Source organism: Oligoflexus sp., assembly GCF_035638955.1.
Taxonomy (GTDB): Bacteria; Bdellovibrionota_B; Oligoflexia; order Oligoflexales; family Oligoflexaceae; genus Oligoflexus.
This window is the reverse complement of the sequence record NZ_DASQYZ010000500.1, coordinates 65024-84581: the sequence shown is the minus strand read 5'-3', so window position 1 is coordinate 84581 and position 19558 is coordinate 65024. Positions and strand designations below refer to the sequence as shown.

Sequence of the window (19558 nt, the reverse complement as noted above, 5' to 3'; positions counted from 1 at the left end):
TATAGCTGATAGGGGAGTTTAGGAAAGAAGGGATTGGATCAGGTGCAGAGCCGTGCCGGCGGCAATGTTGTTTTGCGTAAGGAGGGCCGTACCGGTTTGCAGAAGGATATTGTTTTGAGTCATTTTCGCCACTTCGGAGGCATAGTCCACATCAGCGATTCGCGATTTGGCAGCGGCAACGTTTTCCGTGGCCACATCATTATAATCCATGGCTTTGTTCAGGCGGGTTTGCATGGCGCCATAGGCCGCACGGAAACCACTGATTTTATCCAGGGCCTCATCATAGACACTGGCAAAGCGGGTGTCAGACGGTTCCATCAGTTCCCGTGCGGTATCGAGATCAACGCCTTCTTCACCCGTTAAAAAATCACTGGCTGATTTAAGTCCCAAGCCCACCGTGGTCACGATCACATCCTTGAGGCCATCGAAACGCAGCTCGTTCCAATCGCCACTGTTCTGCGGGGCATCATCATCCCGTACCGCATCATCAACCCGAAAAATCAGGCGTTCGGGAACTTTTTCATTTTGGCCATTGAGGAGCGGAATGCTGTTGAATTCCGTCGTCGAGGCAATGCGGTCGATTTCTTCATGCAGAGCCTGGTACTCAATGAACAGGTACTTGCGTTCGGTGTCACTCAGCGTGGTCGTTGACGCCGCTGTATTGATTTCCTTCATCCGCAGCAGCATATTGGTGACTTCAGAAAAGCCGCCTTCCGCTGTTTGCAAGAGCGAGACCGCATCATTGATACTGCGCTTGGATGTGGCCAGCCCACGCAGCTTATGTTCCAGACGATCCGCCAGAGCCCGGTCGGCCGGTTTTGGCTCCTGACTTGTAAAGATCTGGCCGGAGCTGAGTTTTTCCAAACTGCTCTGGTTTTCCTTGCGGGCCTGTTCCAGGGCGTTGGTTATCTTAAGTCCCGTGGCCTTGTCATTGAGAATAAAGGTCATGCTCAACTCACTTTTTGCGACTGATCGGGTTCCCCGATCAGGACATCGTCTGCGGGCAGCATCGTCATGTCCGTGTCCGCGCGCTCTTCTTTCGGACTGGCCTGCTTGCTCAGCAAGGGGCTGGGCTGCAGAGCCTGTTCCATATCCGCAGCCTTATAGATGGCATCGATTTCCGTGCGCGCCATCTCGGAGGGATTGCGAATAATGTCCAAACTGCGGCTGCAGGATTTGACGAGTTCGATCATGCGGCCGTAACGGGCGCTTCGGCGTCCATTGCCGACTTCGTGCTGCAGGCTCTGCTGATAAACCTGATTGAAGCCATTCAACAGGTTTTCTGAATTGGCGATGCCTTCCTCAATCCGACCTTTGATGCTTTCCAGGGAATAGAAAAGGCCTTCCACCAGACGATCGCAATGCGACATCTCAAAGAACTGGCGATTGAGCAGGCGGGACAACCGATCGGAATGAATGGTCAGCTGGTTGCTCTCCGTATAGGTCACAGACGTCATGCGGCCTTGCTCTTCCAGGAGATTATTCAAACCCACACAGAATTTGCGAAGCTCAGCGGATTGCTTCTCGATCTGCTTCAAGTCATGCATATGGTTGCCGACATCGCTCACGAGCTGGTTGAGTTCGGTCAGAGCCTGGCGCGAGAGGATCACGGCTTCCCGATACGAACGGTCCACTTCCAGCATCCTGGAATGAGCCATTTCCACAGATTTAGCGCTTTTTTCCAGGCAGTGCGAGGCATGATCCGCTTCCTGCTGAATCGTGCCTAACAGATCCGTGATGGATTTGGTGGCTGTCGAGGAACGCGCGGCGAGGTTACGCACCTCGCCGGCAACCACGGCAAAACCCTGGCCTTGTTCACCGGCACGAGCTGCTTCGATGGAGGCATTCAAGGCCAGCTGGTTGGTCTGCTCGGCAATGTCATCGATGACATCGATAATGTTCACGATTTCTTCGGCGCGCTCGGACAGGCCACGCACGAGTTTACTGGCATGTGTCACATCCTGATTGGACTCGGCCATGGATGACGCCAGCATATCCATGGTATTCAAGGTGGACTTGGATATTTCAGTGAGGCGTGACATCTGCTCCTTGGATGCGTCGGCATGCTTGCCATGAATGGTGCCGAAATCCAGGGTCTTAATGAGCAGTTCATTGGTTATGATATGCTGCTTGCCGATTTTATCAGACGTGTTTTTGATCTTGTCATGGCTTTCCTTGATTTGCCGCAGCTTGCTGCCCATGGCATTCCATTCCATACGCGTGGCGGCAGCAAAGTGTGATGAATCCTCACACTGGGTCGATAGGCGCTGCAGTTTGTCTGTGATATCTTTGGAGCTGCTGATCGTGGACAGAACATCGCTCCGTACCCGTTGCAGTTGGGCTTCGACCCGCACCAGCTGATCGAACTGACTGTCAATCAAGGCGTTGCGTCGATTGCCGTGACGCTCCTTGTCATTGTCGAGATCGCTTAAATCCTGGCAGACGAGTTTCAGATCGGCTGCAGTTTGCTCGAGGTTCTGCAGGTAAAAGGACATGGATTCCGCATCTGTATTCTGGACCTTGGCCTGTTGGCGCCGGCGTATGATGAGGGGAACGCGGGGCGAACCCATGAGCAGAGATAAGGTCGCCAGACCCAGGGCAACCAGGGAGACGAGGCTCAGGGTCGCCACCGTATCGCGATCGAGCAGGAGGCTGCCCTCGCGCGAGACCTTGAGATTTTGCACGTTGGCAGCGATGATGCGAGCCTCGTTGCTATCTTTGGCAAAGGTGAGCCCAAACTCTTCCCAGCTGTCCTGGATCTTTTGCAACTCATCGTTGCGATTGTAGGATCCCATATCAAAGATGGCGAGATTGGTCGCCCCCAGGCATACGAGCAGACTGCTCAGCCATAGGATAAAGGACAAAACACGTGTATGAGCGCTCATTGCAACTCCCTTGCCGAAACGGGACGCTTCGGAAGGACGATCGGCATAATTTTTTTATTGTTAAGGATTTGGAATCGTCTGGATTTTTCCGTTTCTCGGGAAGCTGCTGGTACTTGAGCTGTTTTTGGAACTTCTTTCCAAATTATCAAAAAGTCAAACCCCTCTTTGGGTGATAATCTTTTGAAGTTGTCATGCGGAAGCTCCGATAGCAAAAGGCCATAATTTGGGAAGGCGGTCATGGGCGACTTGCTGGTGTATTGCAGTCAGGATGAAATCGCAGAAGCGATTCAGGAGTTCCTCGTCTTTGAGGAGCTGGACTGCGCCGTGCGTCGCATCACAAGCCTGGACGAGCTGAGCTCCATTGAATCAGCTCAGGGACTTGTCCTGCAGGATGACAGCGGTAACCGTAAGATCCTGAATATGGCGCGCCACGTCCGGGATGGCTCCATGCATTGTGCAATGCCGATTTTGATCATGCTCCATGACCTGGACCCGTATCTCAAGACGATCTGCTTTGATTTGGAATACGTGTTGCCATGCAGTTTTCCCATTAATAGCGCGGATTTGGTTCCCAGCCTCAAAAAAATTATTTTCTTTGCTCGCAAACGCCATACAGCTCTGGCCCTGCGGGAACAGATCGCCATGCTCTTCAAGCAAAACAACCACGCAGCAGCGTTGCAAGTCATTGCCCAGTATGCCGAAGAAGGCAAGGATGTATTCCGAGGCCATCTCCTGCAGGCCCGGGCTCACCTCGCCATGAAACAGTATAAGCCAGCCTCAGAAGCGGCTCTGGCGGCCATCCATGACAATCGCAACTCATTGGAAGCCCGGATAACTCTGGCCTCCATCTATCAGGAAGCCGGACTTGTGGAAAAATCCTATGAGGTGTTGAATAAAAGCGTGGCCTTGGCGCCGAAGCATCCACGCTTTCTTACCATTATGGGTCACATGTCCCTGGATGGGGGCCAGTACGAAGAGGCCCAGCATAAGTTTGAAGCCAGTCTGCAGCTGGATGAGTTCCAGGATGAAGCCCGCTCCGGCCTCATCGTGGCCGAGATCCTGCTCGGCAAAACCAAGGATGCCAAGGAACGCCTGAAGGCTGCGGCCCAGCCCAGGAATGTCGCGCGCTATGCTCAGCTCCGCGTTCTTCAACTGGCCAAAGCCAAGCGGCATGCCGATGCCCAAAAGCTTTTGGAATCGATGCAAAAGCTGATTCCTCAGCAGCCTGATGTCCACAAGGTCTGGATGAATCTGGGTCTTTTGGCCAAGAAGGAAGGGGATCTGGCACGCGCCGAGCAGTATTTTAAATCAGCCCACGAGGTCGCCCCGAAGGACTACACCAAAGCCAAGGAACAGCTTGAGCTGCTGCGAGCCTCGTAGCGTTCAGCCGGCTGACTTGCCTTTTCCAGCAGGCTTGGCAGCCTGACCCAGACTTTTCACATAACCCCAGATATCAAAAATCTTGGATCCCTGCGCGGCTTCCATTCCATAGCAGACTGTAAAAGGCTGATCACGTAGGGTGAAACCCATCCGGCAGTATAGGCCCTGATTTTTCAGAAGATAGCTGATCTGATCTTCAGCACAAAAACTGCCGTGAAATACATTCAGGTACTCATATCCCATAGCGCTGATATATTTTTTGATGGAACCCGCCACCTGGTTGATGAGCTCGCCGCAGACGTCATTGATCATATCAGGCGTAAGGTCGGCGGCCGAGATGCCCATGGTTTCCTGCGTAATGAGTCCTACGGTGGAGCGGGGCATATCAATCGCGGCAATGAAACTGCCCTGGTGGCCACGACAGTGCAGGATATGCAGCGACTCACCCAGATAATCCTGTCCCTTTTGCTCCGAAAGGGACATCTTGTGTGGCCTATCCCCGTTGATGTTGATGACATCCCCCAGAGCCTTGACCACCAGATTCAGGACGCGCACATCGAGCGAGCGATTGCCGAGCGCAGCCCGACTGAAGTTGGGCTCGCCCGTCTGCTTTTTATAAGATCCATAAGCAAAGGTGATGAGGAAATCATCATTCGCATGTTTGAATCTTAGGTAGTAGTAGTGACCATTGGTCTTGGTTTGAAAGAGATGATCCTTGTCCCCTGCCACCACAATCTGCATGCTGGTGGAAAGCTCGTAGCCATCCTGGGCCAGCTTATTGCGGAAGGCGCCCAGAATTTGATTCGACAGCTCATTGAGAACATCCGCCCGCATCGTGGCGGTGACATCAGACGGCTCGCAGAAGAGCATCTTCTGACAGAAAAGACCAATCAGGTTATTGGTCGTGGCAATGCTGAGGGTTCCCATCACACCGTCACCTATAAAGGCAATGATGGAGCTCATCTCCTGCTTGGAATCCTTGGCTTTGATTTCACTCAGACCCAAGGCCTCGAGCTTGACCTGAGTGTTTTCATGAATAATGCCCGTGACCGACAGCAGCACCTCCTTGATGATGCGGATGTCGATCTTTTTTTCGGCGATGATCAGGGTTTCTTTCAGGTAGTCGTAGATGAAGTCCTTATTGAAATCCTTGAAAACCGGGGTGATCTGGGTGGCGAGCAGGCGTTTCACCAGCTTTTCATAGTTCGCCTTGGAGAGCAGCAGGGGCGGCTTGCGCTTCAGGTCATGGTAGAGGTTCAGGATATAGTTGACCTCAACCTCTTCGATCTCATGCTCAATGATCACAGCCCCGTAGCGCCGGCCCTGATCCACGCATTTGGCGAATTCGATGGCGGTTTTCACGATATCGACTTCGATCTTCACCTCGTGGATACCCGAGAACTTACGGATAGCCTCATCGGTTGTTTTCTGCAAGGCGGTCGAAGGTCGGAGCAGGAGCAAACAATGCATGTCCGGGTCCCCTATGGCTGTATGGATCAGGATATCACAAAATTCATGGACCCTTTGATCCGAAGCCAGGGATACAAATGTTTAATAAAACGCCAAAGCTCATTCAATTGGATTGTTGATTCAATTTTTTTGACCGTAAATTCCTGTTGGCGAAACTTGCAAAAAAATCTAGCATGAAGCCAGATCTTAGTTCGTCTTATGAACGCAAGGAGCTTTCCATGAAGCGTCTTGTTTTAGCGATCGCAGGCCTCTGGCAGCTGGGCTCAGCGACGGCTCTGGCCATTCCTCAGAATACGCGACTGTTTTGTGAAGGGTATCCCGGTTCACCCCTTTGCGTGAATCAGGCCACGGTTTGCACCACCTGTCACACCGAGGCGCCGAATCTGAACCCCTACGGTCGCGATTTGCGGACCGAACTTATCAAATTCCCTGATTTTGATCGAAAACCGGTCGCCTTTCAAAAGTATCTCCGCCCGGTGATGATCACGGTGGAAACACTGGACAGTGATGCCGATGGCACGGGCAATGGTTCGGAAATTGATGTGGGAACCGGCCCCGGTGATCCTACCCATAAGCCTGGTCAAGACGCACTCCTGGTGTTTGATGGCGAGCTTGCTCTGCGGCGGATCGGACTTTTGTTCTGCGGCAGCAGCCCGTCTTCTGCCGATCTTCAGAAGCAGCGCGATCAGGTGGATCCGATCCTGAAAAAGCAGCTGAGGCAGGACTATCTCGACCAGTGCCTGCGCAGTGATTTTTGGAAAAAAGAAGCCCTGCAGCGCCTGGCGGATGACAAGATCCGGCCCAATCTCGCCATCGGTCCCCAAGGTGATCCCTTTGTGATTGGTGACTACAGCTATGACTATCGCCTGTTTGCTTATGCGCTCAGCGAAGGACACGATGCCCGTGACCTTCTTCTGGCCCAGTATCATATCAATGACAAGGGTCAGAAAGTGGAGGGGCCTATACCCAGCTACTCGATTCCTGGCAAATCCGTGATCGGGAATGGTCAGCCTCTGCAAATGGATCGTCGCTATGGAATGCTCACGACCCAATGGTTTATCTCTTTGAACACGATGTTTGCCGATATCCCGCGTAATACTGCAGCGCAGGCCTATCGGTCTTACCTGGGCTATGATATCGCCAAGAGCGAGGGACTCTTCCCCATTGAGCATGAACCGGCCGACTATGATAACAAGGGTGTGAAGCAGGCCGCCTGTGCCTTCTGCCACAGCACTTTGGATCCTCTTTCCTATGCGTTCACTCCGTATGCTGGCCTTGCCGTGCGTGGACATCAAGTGGGAACTTATGTACCTGAGCGCACGCAGTATGAAGGTCGCGGTTACCTCTTCGGGCAGCCGGTCGGCGATCTCGGGGATTGGGCCCGCATGGCCTCTGAATCGGATGAATTCAAAAAGACTCTGACGCTCATGTTCTTTAACTTTGCCGTTGGCCGAAATCCAGCCAGCAGCCAACATCGAACGGATTTTACCCGTCTCTGGCAAAATCTGGATGACGACGGATATTCCGCAGATCGCCTGCTTCATCGCCTTGTCGAAACCTTGAGCTTTGCTGGGAGGGTCAGCGATGCGCAATAGAATTCTGATCATCATGCTTTTCCTGTCCAGTCAGCTCCACGCCGATCCCATGTGGAAACGGGCGACGATGCTGCGCAATGATCTGGCCCAAGCCCTGGCTTTGCCTCCGAATCAGTTATGTTTGGAACTGGGGACCTATTCCTGCACCGATCTGGTTCACAACTTTTCCTTGGGTGGTCGGGATCCTTTTGACCGCGCTCAGTACACGTCCATGGAAAAGCCATCCCAGCTGACCGCGACAGCCTTTGAACGCACCGTGCTGCAGAGCTGCATCCAGCGCATCAAAAAGGATGGCAGCGATCCCAAGGTCTTTCGCTTCTATGCACTCAATAAGACTTTGAATGACACCAGTGATGAGCTGATCAAACTGCAGATTCAGGATCTCTATCAGCGCTTTTTCCAAAGGCCAGCGGCTGGCACCGAAGTCACGACAGCCCTTAAGCTCGCGGATCGCAATCGGTTTGGGTCCACCAGCATGGATCAGTGGAGTCAGGCGCTCTGTCTGGCAGTAGGTTCTCAGTGGACCAATCTGTTCTTCTAAGGAGCAAGGACATGCAAGGGAATCGACGTCAATTTATTCAGGTCGCTGCCACCGGAGCCGCGGCTCTGTCCTGTCCTTCACTTCTGGCCCGTTCCCGTTCGCCCGAACGCTTCGCTGCGGATCCGGGCAAGCTGTTGATCGTCTTCGCCGCCGCCGGGGGCGCGAGTATTGTGGATTCGTTTTTGCCGGTTGTGGCCAGCAGCGACAATGCCAGCATCCGATCGTATAAGCCGGAACAGATCGAGAGCGTTGAGGGCTCGGCCTTCCGTACTGTGAAAAAAGTAAATTATGCGCTCGGTGTTCCGGTTGGCAATGACTATGAGATGAAGGACTTTCTCAAACGTCATGGTTCGGATATGGCGGTCCTGCCGTTTACCTGCAGCAGTGTCAACCATCTGATCGCCGCGCAGCGTTCCCTGAATGGCAACGGCGCGAACAAGGGTCGAACCTTGATGGAGGCTGTGGCGGCCCAGTACGGAGCCGATAAACTGCTGCCGAACATCAACATGTCCTTTGGCGGTTATGCTTTGGATGGAACGGATTCCGGCCTGCCGGCCTTGGCCAAAGCGGAGCAGATTGCCGATGCTCTCCTGTTTCCCTTGGCTCTGCATCGCGAACAGGTCATTGCGGATCGAACCAACCATGAGCTTTTGGAAGCGGCGCGTGTGGTTCGTGGTCAGCTGGAAGAACTGCAGCCGCGCGCGAAGGCTATGCAGAGTCTGAGCCCCGTGCGGGAATTTCTCACCTTCCGTCAGAAGGTTCCTCAGATCGAAGCCGCTCAGCTTCTGGAGGCTTTGAGCCTACTGGATCTGGCACGCTTTAATGAAATGGGCCAGCTGCGTGATGAACGCAATACGCTTTTGACCAAACTGCGGGAAGTCTTTCCCAAGTTCCTGACCGATCCCTTGGAAGCCCAAGGGGCGATGGCCTTTCTGCTTCTGCGTTATGGCGTCAGCTGCAGCGTGACCATTGGCCTTGATAACCTTGTACGTTTTGAAAACCTGGGCTCGGGCCGTATCATGAGCAATCTGCCGCTGGGCTTCGATTGGTCGCATAATTCCCATCAGGGCGCACAAAACACGATGTGGCGCCGGGTGCTTTCCGTGATGGATCGTTTGATCCAGCTCTTGAAAACCGAGGATCACTTGGGAATACCGGAACACGGTAAAATGTGGAATCGCAGCCTGATGTATGTGGCGACAGAATTCGGCCGTGATCGATCCAAGGTAGGCGGCAGTGGTCACGATTTGAATAATGCGGCGGTTATGGTTTCCCCGCTGCTCAAGGGCAATAAGGTTTACGGAGGAGTCAATCCCAACACGGGTTATACCTATGGCTGTGACCTTTCTACCGGCGAACCTCAGAGCGGCAGGCAGTTGAGCGAAGGCGATGTGCATCATGTTATGCTGCAGGCGCTTGGTATCACGGCCAACGGCGCTCCGAATGCCAGCGGAATTGTTCGCAAAGTCTAGAACTGCGACGGTAAAGTAAGAAACTGCATAGCCTCTGCGCCCGATACGTCCTCGACTCCCTTCCGGAGTGCGAGGACTTGCTTTTGGGCGTACGTTTTCCCAGAACTCCGTATACGGTCACCTACATGAAAGATGGGGTGAAGCATTCCATTCGCCGGCAACCGCCGCCCAAACTTCACGAAATGGAAGTGGAGGACGAGGTGCGCCTCGTCCGCGGAAAAAATGCTGATTTTCGTGAGGGTGATTCGTTTACGGTGAAAGGGATCAGTCCACGGCAGCCGAACGTTTTGCACCTGGTGAATGAGGATGGGCTATCCACGTTTGTGGATTACTATGACGCCAAGCTGGAAACGATGCGTGGGCCGCGCAATGGCATGGATGTCATCGATCTGCCCATCAACAATCGTTACCTGCTTTGGCCTTAAACATCAGGGCGCTGCACACAGACCTTCATTGGGACCCGGTGTTCCGGCTCGATCGAAGTTGCTCAAAAAGAAATCCTGCATACCCCAACCCATAAGACGGCCATTGGCATCGTAGGCCAGGGCTCTTAAAAACTGCTGCCCGTTGAGATTGGGCCCTTGGTCAAACCGTTCCACCTGAATGGTTTTGCGATCGATATTACGGACGGCCATGCTGTTGACCGTGGACCAGACTGTTTTTCCCGAAGGACAGCGCTCGAGGATTTGAACATCGATCTTGGCTGTGCTGCGGATAAAAGCAAGGTTGATCGTGACCGGTGAGCCCGCTGGAAACAGTTTTTGATTCGGCGGGAGTTGCAGGTCGATATCCCCACTCAGGTCATCCGGATTACGGGCAAAGGACCAGAAGATGGAGGGTTCAAAATCGGGAATATCGCCGATGCGAAAGGCTTTTGCTGTCGGTGTTCTGAATTCAAGTCCATCCTGGGGCGTCCGGCAGCGTTCCAGATCGACGCTGGGATCATCACGGTTGATGAGGGTGCAGACGCCTTGAATCACTTTGCCCATGTGCTGCAGCTGCTTGCGATTATACCAGGCAGGGTCCGCCTGCATCCTCTGGCCGTCCTTATAATGACCCGATTGTCCCACCATCATGATGACAATCGCATCCGTGATCAGCTGCTGCTGACCGTGGACATCGGTGAGACGTACGGGAGCGCGATGCGGCAGGATTTTAACTGGTTTCTTCAGCATGTCCTCATCAGCAGGAATGATGTAATGGGTGCCGAGGACGACATGCTCGGACGAACCGGTTTGCACCTGGGAGGCGAGGCAACTGGAAAGCGTCAGGGGACAGTGCACCACGATCACCCGCTTGGGTTGATTGTCGACCTTGCCCGTCTCACCATAGGTCAACTGCAGATAATCGACCGTAAAGATTTCCGAGATGCTGGTATCGAGCTGCAGATTCGCCTGAATCGGCGCGGAAAAGCTCTCCGGGGTCAAAGGCGGCGTGCGCGGCATCAGTTCAATTTTTTCCAACGACTGAGTATCCTGCCAGAGAAAACCTTGATTCAGCGTTTTGATCATTTCCATGGCAAAGATGATCTGAACGTTTTTACGGGCTTCCTTGTCGCGGGAATGCATCTGGGCGAGCTGCCAGGCCCAATCATAAATCGCATCCGGTGTGCTCAATGCCGGTGACAGGTCGAGATGCTGCGCGTCCAGGTTGGTGCGAACGAAGGCGCCATAGGCCTGCATCTGGGCGCGGAACGTGTTGTTCTCCGGCGCCTCATCCAGCTGCAATATGGAGCGGGGCAGACCAACGGCCGTCTCACCATTGAGCATCCCTCGGATGGATCCATCCTGGTCATACATCCCACGGCTGGGTACGGCCGACAGCCCGGATTCCTTGTAGGCCACGGCCATGAGAATGTCCCTGGGCAACCGATACTGGCTGGCAACATCAGCAAAGACCTGAGCCATCTCTCCCAGGGGAGGGGCGGCGGGACCCTTCTTTTTGGATTCCTGGCCACAGGAAGGGAGCAGCAGAAAGCTGCCTAAACCAAAGATGAAAGGCCGGAGTTGCATGCAAATCATAAAAGGGACCTCCACGCGGCAGCGTTTCCTATCATTATAGCTGAGACCGTCTCTTCCGATAATGCAGTTGGAGGTTTCGATCGATTATGCAGTGGGTCATAGCCATTTTGCTGGTTTTGACGTTCGATGCTGCGGCGTCGACGATCGATATTGGCAATCTTGCGAAAAAAGTCGCTGTCTCCAAGGAATTCGAAGTCGTCGAGGAACCTTTGCCCGGACTGCGGTTCGACACCATGCGGAATGCCACCGGCTGGCGTGGGGTGGAGCCAGGATTCAAAACCTTTAAATTTGGTATTACTGATAAAGCCTATTGGGCTCGGACCACGCTCGTTAACTCGGCCGACGAGACCAAATCGTTCTATCTCGTCAGCGAAGATCCTCGCACGGATGTCATTGATTTCTATGTTGTGGATCAGGGCCAGTTGCTGCTCGAAAGGCACACCGGTGACCATACTCCTTTTGCATCGCGGGCGTTTTTTTATCGGGGCTTCGCGTTTCTCTTAACGATGAAACCTGGTGAAACCCGTGACGTCTACCTGCGCTTTCAATCGACAGCACCCGTGGAAATCGATATGCAGATCTATCCCACGCTCAGCCTGGAGCGTGAAGCCGCCAAGGCGGGTCATGCCGGGACCTTGTATTTTGGAGCCATGGCATCGATTATTCTGTTCAATTTCCTGCTTTTTGTGAGTAGTCGGGAAAGGATCTATCTCAGCTACTGCCTTTTCCAGGGAGTCACCGCGGGAGCGATATCCATCAGCTTTGGTTCGGCCTATGGACTGCTTTGGCCCGAATCACCTTACATCAATAGTGTCATGTCGCTCCTTCTTCCCAGCCTGGCGCCGGCTTCCGCTCTGGTCTTTACCGCATCCTATTTAGGGGTTCGGGATAAGAGCAAGGGCCTTTGGTGGGTGATTCAGACGATTGCGATGATACAAATCTTGGTCGGTTTGTTTGGGGCCTTCGGCGGCGGCTATCTCTTCGTCATGCACACGCTCTACTATGTCTTGATTCTCGCGCCACTCATGATTTTTGTGGTGTCCCTGGTAGGAGCTTTCAAACGGGATCGCTATGCAATTCTCTTTCTCATTGCCTGGGTCCCCTTGATCCTCGGGGCTGTCCTGTTTTCGCTTGTACGGCTTGGCTATGTGATCAGCTCCTGGCCGCAAGGTGTGGAACTGGCCTTTGGTTCCATCTGGGAAGCGGTTTTCCTGTCCGTCTGTCTAGGCGATAAATTCAATCAGATCAAAAAGCAGGAGATCAACTATCTTCGCCGTATTCGTAATGAAGAACTGGCGGCACGTGAAGCCGAATTGATGGCCGAAGCCCGGCGACGGGAAAAGTTGATTCACGAGCGTGAAGCTGCTGCCAATCGCAACCTCGTCCGCGTGATCTGTCACGATCTGGCCAATCCCTTGAACATCATGCTTAATTATTCGACCATCTACGAACAACCTGAAATGACTTGGCCTGAAGCAACACGCTATCTGAAGCGTATGCACAGCGCCGCCGTGCACCAGCAGGAAATCATCGAACACGTCCGGGAGTTTGAAGCGATCAATTCCGGAAAGATTCAAGTTAAACTCACAGCGGTGCCCCTCGCTAAAACACTGACGCAATTGCAGGACTTCCTGCAGAAACGCCTCGAGGAAAAGGGCGTTGACCTTGTCATAACCGGATTGGAACCCGATCTGCACGTGCTCGCGGAAGAGCGCAGCCTCGTGTATAACGTGCTCGCGAATCTTCTCAGCAACGCCATTAAATTCAGTCCTGACCATTCGCGCGTTGAACTGACGATCACCGCCAAGCCTGACACGGTTGAGCTCATGATCGCCGATCGCGGCATCGGTATGGACAGCGACCTTCAATCCAAGATTTTTGATATCTCCAGTCCCACCACGCGTCCCGGATTGAAGGGGGAAAAAGGCACCGGCTTTGGTCTGCCGATTGTGAAGAGTTATGTGGAAAAATATCAGGGTGACTTGCGTGTGGAAAGCAAGCCCGTGGAAGAGTGCCCGGATGATCATGGGACTCGGTTTATTCTCGTCCTGAAGCGCGGCTTCGCAGACGCCATCGCCGCCTGAAATGTCAGTGTAAATCCGCTAAGCCCGTCTATAAATGCCAGGGCCCCGGAAAGATTGCCTATAAATTAATCAAGTCACTAATATTGTTGACTAAAAGACGCCAGCCGAGAGATTCAATCCTCCTCTTCGGGACGCTTTTCAATGCAATCTGACATACGGTCTGCCTTTTCCCTGGCCGATTCATTCGAGGCGAGTGCGACTTAAGAAGTATCTTGACATGGAATTGATCATGGTCGCCAGTTCACCGTATCCAGGGAGTGGTTACGGCACTGAGGTATAAAGGAAACGGGCCCTCCCTTCACTGAACTGTAAATGTGAACTGAATCGGTGTCGGGTTGTCTGCAGAGACTTTTAGACAAACATTATTTGTGGCCGATATAGTTCCTGAGCTGCCACTACTGACGGAAGTCTTGCCCTGGCCTGATGAAGCCTTGCAATCATCGTTAAACAACTCAGCAGTAAGGGTATACGTTCCTGCAGTTTTTGCCTCGATGACAATGTTTAAGTTCGTCGCACCAGGTACGTCTATTTTATAAAACTGTGGTTTTAACGGTTCAAGGGTGAGCTCTGATGATTGCTTTGTGCTGATAGGCGCGGGTATGTCAGCGTTTTGCCCAACCTGGTCGTTTTTCGACGGGGCAATTTGGTCGTCATTGGATGAGGGCGCAGCGTCTTTGCTGGCGTCCCCACTCGTCTCAGTGTTCGGATTCTGGGATGCGTCTCTATCCTTTTTCGACGATTTGGTTCCGCAAGCAGTCAGGAGAAGCAAAAGGGCCGAAGCTGATAGTACTTTGTTCAAGGAGAGCATTGGATAACCTCTTGGGCGAAGTGATTCGTAAAACACAAACTCCTTATTACAAGCCTTGGGCCAGACAAAAATCTTAATTATATTCGCAGCCCATAGGAAATTAGGAATGGCAGATTCCCGACAGAGCCTCAGCCATGAATTCTCGCAGCTTTTGTAAATGTCTTATATCTTTGAATAAGTTCATGCATAAGAAAACTCTAGCGCGTCAAGGCGATATCGGATTTCCGCGATCGACTGCAAACCATGAGGATCACTTGAAAATTCTTGCGGGAGGAAGAATCAAAACAATGACGGGCCACCGCCGAAGCTGCAAAGAAGAAAAGTCCGAACGAAGGCGCCGGGAGGACGTGATTAAGGTGCAAAAGTTTTGATTTGATCTGACAACTGCATGAGAAGGCTGGTAGAGGGTCAGCTGCCCGATATGCACAAAACAGTACAAGCCAGTTGCAATGATGGGTTATTTACATTATTCAGCCCACTTTTCGAAGTGGTGGCGATCCAGGACCGATCGATCCTGAAGCATGCGAGGATTTATGCGGTCTGGTCAATAATCCAGGGCTCTAAACGGAATTGCTCGTAAGCGCATCACAATCGTCGGCTGGAACTTGATCCCGCCTCGTCGTATCCCGCCCCTATCACTCTCTGCTAGTCCTCACAGGATAACTGCGTCCGGAATGATTCCCTCAAAAACTCACTTCAGCCTCGGAAATGTTTGCGACAGAGCCAACTTTACCCTTGGTCCAACGGTTAAGGACTTAGGCAAAAACGCTCCAACGGAAAAGCAGTGCCACGTTCTGTCGGGCAGTTATTGGACGTTTTCTGAATCGTTGTGCCCAAAGGAATGCGACGGGCGAATAAACTTTTCAGCGGGAGTATCCTCAAGGGTCCAAGATCATGAACCTGTGTATTGCTTATGTCGAGTTTCTGCAAGGTTTTCATCGCAAGTAAGGGTTTGACGTTGGTCAAAGGGTTCCCACTAACCGTAAGCTCCAGCAAGCGAAGACTTGCAATAAGATCAAGGTCGGCGATTCGGTTTCCGGATAAGTTCAGAATCTCCAGACCAGTTAAGACTTCGGCCCCTTTTAACTCCGTAATATTCGAAGCTGAATATCTTAAGGACTTGATTCGCTGAGGATTAGAAATTTGGCTCAGCATTGAAAAAGCCAGACCGCTAAGATCGATCTCTTTGAGAATGGGGAGCGAGTTAAGCGGGCTCAGATCTGCTACCGATGTACCTCCCAGGTCAACTTTACCAAGCTTAGTCAGGGTCTTAAGGACCTCGATGGATACAATTGGGTTGGACGCAACTGACACCTTCGTCAGAGCTGGAAAATTAGCTAAAAATGCAACCTCCGAAAGATTGCATCCGCTACAATTGAACACCTCAAGGCTCGGCAAAAGTCCAAGCTTACTGATATTGGCAATCGAAACAGTGCCACTGAGATCCAGCTCCCGAAGTTTGGGAAATCGAGTCAAAATTGAAACATCAGTTATGGTGCTGTCGAGTAAAACGAGCAGCTCCATGTCGACCGAATCCCCCAATACGGACAGATCGGTGAATCGGGCTTCGCTAATGAAGATCCGTGTGAGCGTCGTAATGCCTTTAAAGAAGGAGAAATCAATTGCAACCGCATCGGAAGTGGACCTGAAGCTGAATTGCTCGAGTTTTTTCAGACGGTTTAATGGAGTCAAATCGGTTGCTGCCACATCAAGCATACCTAGATTCCGTAAACCCGCTATATTGCCCAGAGGCGTAAGATTGCTCACGGGCACAAAATCAAGCTGGATCGCTTTCAGAAATTGGTACTGAGCAAGGACGCTAATATCGTTCAAAGGGTTGCCAGTCAGATAAAGCGTAATAACATGCGGAGGCAAGACAATGGTCTTTAGGTCCTGAATGTTGCAAAAACTCAAATCAAGCTGGCGGATTGCATCCGAGGAAAGGTTGAGGCCCTTACTCAAATCCGATGAGGACAAATCAATATTATTCAATTTTGTCAGCTCGTTTAAGACGCCATAGTCCTTGACCGGATTGTTCCCAATAGCCAAGGTTTCGAGATCAAGCTTCTTGAGCGGAGTCAGGTCAGATATTTGATTACTGCCTGCACTCAGCTTCCGCAGATAAGTATAGGTAAGGGGCACGAGATCCGTGATCTTGTTGCCGAAAAGATCGAGGCCGCTGACATTAGGGGGCAGTCCTACTAGAGGGGTCAAGTCTATCAATTCGCGGGAGGCAAGGTTAATCTCAGTTACTTTCCTTAGCTTAAGCGAAGCTTCCTCACAGGATTTTGTGTCAAGGGCGTCCAGGATTGCGTTAATCGTCCTGCTAATTTCACTGGACGACCGCCCTTGTAGGCTTTCAGGGCATATGGAATCAAATGCAAACTTGTTTTCAATCGCCCGAGACGGAATGGTTTTCATTTGATCCGAAGAGCCTTCGTCCTCCGCCGATTTCAGTGTCCCCTGTAGGCCGCCCTTCCCTCTGACAGACACGTTCTGTACGGAGAAGACATCGACGCAACCGACAGCGTAAATTGCCAATAATGCAAGAGCGCTGAAGCGCGCGAAAGATCTGATTGGATAGGCATCCCGTTCCATTACTACGGACTCCCTATGACATCACCCGGTGACATTCATTTTTATAGTGAATCGAGAAAGTAATTCTGAAAAAGCCCCTGAGAAACCCGAAAACGAGTCATAGACATTATAGTTAAGGTTTAGGGCATTATCAGCATTGAAAATGGAAACAGATGTCTCTTGGGAGATTCCGGATCGATCGTAGGCCCGGTCTATATCGGACACTACTGATTGATATCGATTCGCGCATCGGCTTCTTCACTATGGATTGCACAGCCGATGGTGCTGGCGGTATCCAGATCGAACGGCACATTCACCTCAGCGCACCTGGGATAAGTACCCGTGATATTTGCTAGAGTATCAACGCTCTCGTCGCGCCCCTCCCAGGCTATACTTTATCGGCAAGTTTGGCCGTGATCGTAAGGCGTCGCCCAGTAGTTCTGAGGTCTTAATAAACCGGCTCTGTCGCAAACATCTCCGAGTCCGAAGTGAGTTTTTGAAGGGATCGTTGCCCGGACGCAGTTATCCTGCGAGGGCGTAAAACCATTCTCATCCTGAAATGCGGCTTCGCCGACGCCCTCGCTGCCTGAAATGACAAGCGTAACTTCCGTGAACCTCTCAATAAAAGCCGGTTTGTCTCAATTTTCACCAGCAAATAGCCGATAAGGACGATGTTGTGTTTTAAGGCACCTTTCAGGGGCGGGTTTGCAATGCGCTTGTTAGCTATCATTGCTGTCATGCAGCTGTGTTCCTGCAGTCCTGTCACCAAGGATCTGCGGTTCACGAAGCAATCGGAGCGGGTGGGATCCTACGATTCCAAAACCGATGCCGCCAATCCCGTTGTGCCTCAACCCAACGTTTCCAAACTTACAGAATACTGTTCAACGTCCGTGTCGGAAGCTTCGGCTCCGGGTCAGCGGGCCTATTTACAAATGGCCGCTCATTACGAGTTTGCCAGTTGTGATGCCTCGGTGCCTTATTTTGCCAAAGCTACCGAGCTTGATTTTTCAGGATCGGGTTTAACCGATATTAAACCCCTTCAGTATCTGCCGCAGCTACAGCGAGTCAATTTGAATGACAACCGCATCGCTGACCTGAGCCCGCTCAAGGATAATTTGGAACTGAAGTACCTCGAAATCAGCCGCAATGGTCTTCAGGACATCAGTGCCCTTAAGAATCTCACCAACCTGATCGAACTCGGTCTTTCGGAAAACCAATTGGTTGATATCAGTGCGCTGGCTGGACTCAAAGGCCTCAAGGTTCTCCAGATCTCACGCAACCTGATCACGGACATCACGCCCATCAAGGACCTGGTCGATATCGGAATCCTAAGCATTCATACCAACGCGATCAGCGATATCACACCGCTGACCAATTTGGTGAAAATAACCTTCCTTGATCTGCAAAATAATCCGGCTATCAAGGATCTCAGTCTGCTGAGTAAAATGACCAACCTGCAAGCCATTGACCTGCAGGGTACAGCCGTGACCGACATTTCGTTTGTGACGAATCTCAAGGAACTCAAAGGCATCAAAATCAATTCCGCGACCGTCCAAAACCTGGCGCCGCTCATGGGACTGCCTCAGCTCCTCAGTATTGATATTGATGCTGCCGGAGACGTCGTCGGTGTCGCTCCACGCGCGGTCGCCGATCCCAGGGTTTTCAGCAGCATTAAAACTCTTGAAAAGCTGGTGCTGATTCGCCAGGGTATAACAGACCTTTCGTTTCTAACCGGTATGACCCAACTGAAAGCGTTGAACTTAAATTTCAACACCCCTGTGGATTTCACACCCGTCAGCCAGTTGACCAATCTCGTGCAGTTCTCTTGCGCGAGCTGCGCTCTGACCACCACAGCACCTTTAGCCAATCTCAAAAATCTTGAAATTCTTGACCTGAGCTCCAACGCGATCACAGATTTCGCGGCTCTGGCCGGATTGCCCAAAGTGAAATCAGTGAATCTGACCTCGACCGGGCTTGCGGATCTGACTCCGCTCGCGGGAATGCTGCAGCTGGAAGAGCTGATCCTCTTTGCCAATCGCCTGATTGACATTACAGCTCTCAAAAATTTGACCCGAATCCGAGAACTCGATATCGCGTCGAACCAGATTGTGGACCTCGCGGCATTGGCCGGGATGAGCAATCTCCTGGTCCTGGATATCGGAACCAATCAGGTTCGCAGCACCGCGCCTCTGGCCGGCCTTGCGAAATTGAAACGACTGATCGTGGGGGCCAACCCAGGAATGGAAGTGGCGGGTCTTGCCAACCTGAAGCAGCTCAACTTTTTGGAATTGACTGACCTCGCCCTGGCCGATTGTTCGAGCCTGGCGGGCCTCAGCAGTCTTTCGGAACTCAGCCTGGCCCGCAACGCACTGACCAGCATCACCTGTGTGAAGGATCTGCGCAATCTTATGGTGCTGAATATTCAGGCCAACCGGGTTGTTGACCTCGCACCAGTGAAGGACTTGAATCAGATCTACAGTCTGACAGCAGCGGCCAACCTGATTACTGACATCAGCGCGCTGAAGGGATTGAACAAGCTGGAACTCCTTAATCTGACCAATAATCAAATCGCAGATATTGCGCCTCTGGCCGCTTTGCCGAAGCTGAGAAACTTCCGGCTGCTCACCAATCCGCTGGGCAGTACGGTCGTTAAAAATGAGACGAACTGCCCGACGGGAGCCAATGCTAATATTGCAGTGCGAACCTTCTGTCTGCAGCCATAGGG

At 52.1% G+C, this 19558-nt stretch carries 14 protein-coding genes; 7 read left to right on the top strand and 7 right to left on the bottom strand.

Annotated features, from left to right (window positions below):
* Positions 1-18: 18 nt before the first annotated feature.
* Genes VE954_RS41490 through VE954_RS41480 form a run of 3 tightly spaced genes read right to left on the bottom strand, consistent with a single transcriptional unit; the run spans position 19 to position 3124 of the window.
* Entirely contained in the window at positions 19-948 is a 930-nt protein-coding gene (locus VE954_RS41490) for a flagellin (RefSeq protein WP_324964333.1), read from the bottom strand.
* A 2-nt stretch (positions 949-950) separates the two neighbouring features.
* Positions 951-2885 (bottom strand): methyl-accepting chemotaxis protein, encoded by a 1935-nt coding sequence (locus VE954_RS41485; protein ID WP_324964331.1) that lies wholly within the window; start codon positions 2883-2885, stop codon positions 951-953.
* Positions 2882-3124, bottom strand: coding sequence for a hypothetical protein (locus VE954_RS41480; RefSeq protein ID WP_324964329.1), 243 nt, complete (start codon positions 3122-3124; stop codon positions 2882-2884). Before VE954_RS41480 ends, VE954_RS41485 begins: the two co-directional genes overlap by 4 nt.
* Between VE954_RS41480 and VE954_RS41475 the strand changes: the two genes are divergently transcribed.
* Positions 3123-4265: a tetratricopeptide repeat protein gene (locus tag VE954_RS41475; RefSeq protein WP_324964327.1), complete on the top strand. Its 1143-nt coding sequence runs from the start codon at positions 3123-3125 to the stop codon at positions 4263-4265. The two genes, VE954_RS41480 and VE954_RS41475, sit on opposite strands and share 2 nt — an antisense overlap.
* 3 nt (positions 4266-4268) lie before the next feature.
* Here VE954_RS41475 and VE954_RS41470 read toward each other — a convergent pair whose 3' ends face one another.
* On the bottom strand, positions 4269-5735 hold the full coding sequence (locus VE954_RS41470) for a chemotaxis protein CheX (RefSeq protein ID WP_324964325.1): 1467 nt from the start codon (positions 5733-5735) through the stop codon (positions 4269-4271).
* Between the two features lie 218 nt (positions 5736-5953).
* On the opposite strand from VE954_RS41470, the gene VE954_RS41465 reads away from it, so the two are divergent.
* From VE954_RS41465 to VE954_RS41450, 4 genes are all read left to right on the top strand, one after another.
* Entirely contained in the window at positions 5954-7330 is a 1377-nt protein-coding gene (locus tag VE954_RS41465) for a hypothetical protein (protein ID WP_324964323.1), read from the top strand.
* The gene (locus VE954_RS41460) at positions 7320-7871 is read left to right on the top strand and encodes a hypothetical protein (RefSeq protein ID WP_324964321.1); all 552 of its coding nucleotides are present in this window, start codon (positions 7320-7322) and stop codon (positions 7869-7871) included. The genes VE954_RS41465 and VE954_RS41460 overlap by 11 nt, the downstream gene beginning before the upstream one ends.
* A gap of 11 nt (positions 7872-7882) precedes the next feature.
* Positions 7883-9343, top strand: a complete 1461-nt coding sequence (locus VE954_RS41455) for a hypothetical protein (RefSeq protein ID WP_324964319.1) — start codon at positions 7883-7885, stop codon at positions 9341-9343.
* 77 nt (positions 9344-9420) lie between these two features.
* On the top strand, positions 9421-9768 hold the full coding sequence (locus VE954_RS41450) for a hypothetical protein (RefSeq protein WP_324964317.1): 348 nt from the start codon (positions 9421-9423) through the stop codon (positions 9766-9768).
* 3 nt (positions 9769-9771) lie between these two features.
* Here the strand turns inward: VE954_RS41450 and VE954_RS41445 are convergent, their stop codons facing one another.
* Complete coding sequence (locus tag VE954_RS41445; RefSeq protein ID WP_324964314.1) at positions 9772-11364, bottom strand: hypothetical protein; 1593 nt, start codon at positions 11362-11364, stop codon at positions 9772-9774.
* Positions 11365-11450: 86 nt separating this feature from the next.
* Here VE954_RS41445 and VE954_RS41440 point away from each other — a divergent pair, with 86 nt between their 5' ends.
* Entirely contained in the window at positions 11451-13448 is a 1998-nt protein-coding gene (locus tag VE954_RS41440; RefSeq protein WP_324964313.1) for a sensor histidine kinase, read from the top strand.
* 298 nt (positions 13449-13746) lie between these two features.
* Here the strand turns inward: VE954_RS41440 and VE954_RS41435 are convergent, their stop codons facing one another.
* Positions 13747-14256, bottom strand: coding sequence for a hypothetical protein (locus VE954_RS41435; RefSeq protein WP_324964311.1), 510 nt, complete (start codon positions 14254-14256; stop codon positions 13747-13749).
* Between the two features lie 747 nt (positions 14257-15003).
* Positions 15004-16854 (bottom strand): hypothetical protein, encoded by a 1851-nt coding sequence (locus tag VE954_RS41430; RefSeq protein WP_324964309.1) that lies wholly within the window; start codon positions 16852-16854, stop codon positions 15004-15006.
* A gap of 689 nt (positions 16855-17543) precedes the next feature.
* On the opposite strand from VE954_RS41430, the gene VE954_RS41425 reads away from it, so the two are divergent.
* Positions 17544-19556, top strand: a complete 2013-nt coding sequence (locus VE954_RS41425) for a leucine-rich repeat domain-containing protein (RefSeq protein ID WP_324964307.1) — start codon at positions 17544-17546, stop codon at positions 19554-19556.
* The last annotated feature ends 2 nt before the right edge of the window (positions 19557-19558 follow it).